Source organism: Enterobacter sichuanensis, from assembly GCF_002939185.1.
Classification (GTDB): Bacteria; Pseudomonadota; Gammaproteobacteria; order Enterobacterales; family Enterobacteriaceae; genus Enterobacter; species Enterobacter sichuanensis.
Map to the genome: position 1 here is coordinate 1 of NZ_POVL01000121.1, position 2815 is coordinate 2815.

The following is a 2815-nucleotide window of genomic DNA, read 5'->3' on the forward strand; positions in this document are numbered from 1 at the left end:
TGTTACCAGCAGATCACTTTAGAAAGGCCGGCATCTAGCCGGCCTTTTTTTTAAGCTTTGATTATCTTTGAAACAAGAGAAACTACGCTCTCAACAGTAGCAGCCGAGACAGCATCAATGGTATGCGCTTGTCTTGATTTCCAGTCCAAAGACTTGAACTGATCTGCCAAAATGACACCTGTAGTTTTTTTAGCACCAACTACAGGCACCTCGAATGGATAATTTTTTGACTGATTAGTGATTGGGCAAACGACTGCAAAGCCAGTCACCTGATTAAACATGTCATCAGAAATGACAAGAGCAGGCCTTTTACCTGCCTGCTCATGACCCGATTGAGGATTGAAATCCAACAAAATCACATCACCTCTAGCCGGACAATATTGTGTCACAGCATCTCCTTACCCTGAGACTCGCAAAAATATTCCTGATGGCGATTTTCCGGATTGCACTGTCCCAGCAGTTCCTCGAGCGTTGGGCCAGACTTAGTTATTACTAATTTTTTCTCCGTGACGTGGAATTTAACCTCATCACCAATACTAAGCCCAAGCTGCTTCATGAACGGCTGAGGAATGCGCAAACCCGCACCATTACCCCACTTACCGATAGCCGTAGTCATAATACCTCCAAAGCAGATGGATAAACAATGTGTAAACTGTGGTTGTATTTTATAGGCCAACCCACCTACATTATAAGGGTGGCGTACACGCCACCCTAAAAAGGGTCACTACTAGATACTAATAAGTATAATTACTTATTAGTATCTAGTAGTGACGATGACTTTTTCTCAAAAAAAAATTAAATTAACACTTATCTATATGATATCAAACGATAAAAAAATTCGTCGTGAAAGCATACCAATGATTTTAGCGGGGCGCTGGGGTTTTACAGTCTTAGAAAACTACGGATGGACGACAATACCTAACTCTTTGTTATATAATCAAAAAAAATTAGGCTTGGATAATACTGAGCTGCTTCTACTTATACATCTGATTTCGTTCATCCACTATGGTGATATGCCAGCATTTCCAGCTATATCAACCCTTGCAGACAGAATTAACCAACATCCAAGAACAGTACAAAGAACAATAAATAAGTTATTGAAAAAAAAGATAATAACAAGAAAGATAAGGTCGAAGTCGAGCGGTGATAAGGGGTTAAGCAATGTCTATGGTATAGAACCACTCATCGACATTTTAGCAAACCTGCAAGATGCGCCCTCAAGTACTAATTTACCATAACATCTCTTGGCCGCACCCCAGCAGAGGCCCTCAGCGCGTTTCTGCCGCGTCCTCTGCGTTTCCGGCACCTTTCCCTGTCCATATCGTGAAAAAACGCGCCTGATGATTTCTGCGCACCTGCATGGCTATGCACGAACATGCCTGGCCGGAATTTTAGCGGCTAAAATCCTGCGAACTGCTCAAAAGGCTCGCTGAACCCCATCGATAACGGTGAACGGGTGCACAGTTTACTGTGCGGTCGTGAGGCGTTGAGCAACGAGCTTTGCGAGGCGGTAGGGGTTCTGAGAGCCAGCTGCAAGCTCAGGAGAAAACATTCTGTTTTCGGGGCAGATACCGCAAATGACGTCATTTTGCGGCGTCTGCCCTATCCTGCATCGCAACGTCTAAAGGATGTGAGTGCAAACGCCAGCACTTTGCGAATCCTGCCCTCGATCTGAACAAAAGCAAAATTTCGTACGTACGAAATTCAGGGTATCGGGCTGCGCCTGATGAAATGTTTTTGGTGCCGGCGGTACTCCAAAAACACATCTTGTCCGACAGTTTTCTGGTGCCGGCGAAGCGGCGGTGGCCACAAAACATTTCCTGTCCGCCCGCGTCAGTTATCGTTCGCCCGCTTCTGGTGATAAGCCAGTATCTCAGCACGGCCTTCGTCGTAGGTGATCTCTCCGGAAAGAATGTGCGCCTTTACGGACTCATAAAGCGGGGTTCCGGACGGGTCCATACCTTCAAGCCTGAGAGAGGCCTCAGCTTTACGGAACCCGGTTACGCGGAGTTGCAGTGTCCGATCATCAGTCATGGGTTTTCCTTTGAGCAGTCATGCGAATAAGGCAGGCGTAAAGTGGGACCACTTTACATGTCCTGCCCGGACGTTGCCGTGGTATAGCTATGCAGGCAAAAGTGGAAAACGGCAGGAAACCGTTGCAGCAGAGCGTGTAACCAGGGTGGAAAATGGTGTACCGAGCGATACGAGCCCTGTTCAGCATTACAGACATTACGCTTCCTCGGTCATTTACTCACTTCGTTCGGTCATGACTCTGCGGCGAGCGTTACTAGCTCATACAGAAAGCCATGAAAAAAGTCTGGGGGATTGCCGGTTTTCCATAGGCTTCGCCCTCCTGACGAGCCTCACAGAAATCAGGTGATTTCCGGCGCTCAAATCAGAAGTGGCGAAACCCGACAGGACTTAAAGATCCCCACCGTTTCCGATGGGTCGCTCCCTCGTGCGCTCTCCTGTTCCCACCGTGAGGTTTACCCGTTGCAGACCGCCGTAAGGTGGCGTTTTCTCATTCCTTCCCGTGCAACTGGGCTCCTTTTAGGTGGTTCGCTCCAAGCTGGGCTGTATGCACGAACTCCCCGTTCAACCCGACTACCACGCCTTCAGAGCAACTACTCTCTTGAATCCAATCCCTGAAGACACGACGAATCGCCATTGGCAGTAGCCAACGGTAAAAACTCTACAAGGGAGGCGATAAAATAATCGCAAGCGAATATCTTGATGCGCATAGCGATAAAACGCTAAACTAACATCACAAGTTCGGGTGACTGTTCCCTTGTAGAGCAGTTACCTTAAAGTGTTC

Annotated in this window: 4 protein-coding genes; 1 reads left to right on the forward strand and 3 read right to left on the reverse strand. The window is 47.4% G+C overall.

The window, feature by feature from the left end:
• Positions 1–50 precede the first annotated feature (50 nt).
• Both C5687_RS23835 and C5687_RS23840 read right to left on the reverse strand, forming a co-directional pair.
• A complete protein-coding gene (locus C5687_RS23835) occupies positions 51–389 on the reverse strand; it encodes a type II toxin-antitoxin system PemK/MazF family toxin (protein ID WP_064138466.1) in 339 nt (112 codons plus the stop codon).
• A complete protein-coding gene (locus tag C5687_RS23840) occupies positions 386–616 on the reverse strand; it encodes an AbrB/MazE/SpoVT family DNA-binding domain-containing protein (protein WP_064138467.1) in 231 nt (76 codons plus the stop codon). The genes C5687_RS23835 and C5687_RS23840 overlap by 4 nt, the downstream gene beginning before the upstream one ends.
• A 157-nt stretch (positions 617–773) precedes the next feature.
• Between C5687_RS23840 and C5687_RS23845 the strand changes: the two genes are divergently transcribed.
• Positions 774–1238, forward strand: a complete 465-nt coding sequence (locus C5687_RS23845; RefSeq protein ID WP_230138261.1) for a helix-turn-helix domain-containing protein — start codon at positions 774–776, stop codon at positions 1236–1238.
• Positions 1239–1833: 595 nt separating this feature from the next.
• On the opposite strand, the gene C5687_RS23855 is transcribed toward C5687_RS23845, so the two are convergent.
• On the reverse strand, positions 1834–2034 hold the full coding sequence (locus C5687_RS23855; protein ID WP_064138465.1) for an antitoxin VbhA family protein: 201 nt from the start codon (positions 2032–2034) through the stop codon (positions 1834–1836).
• Between the last annotated feature and the right edge of the window lie 781 nt (positions 2035–2815).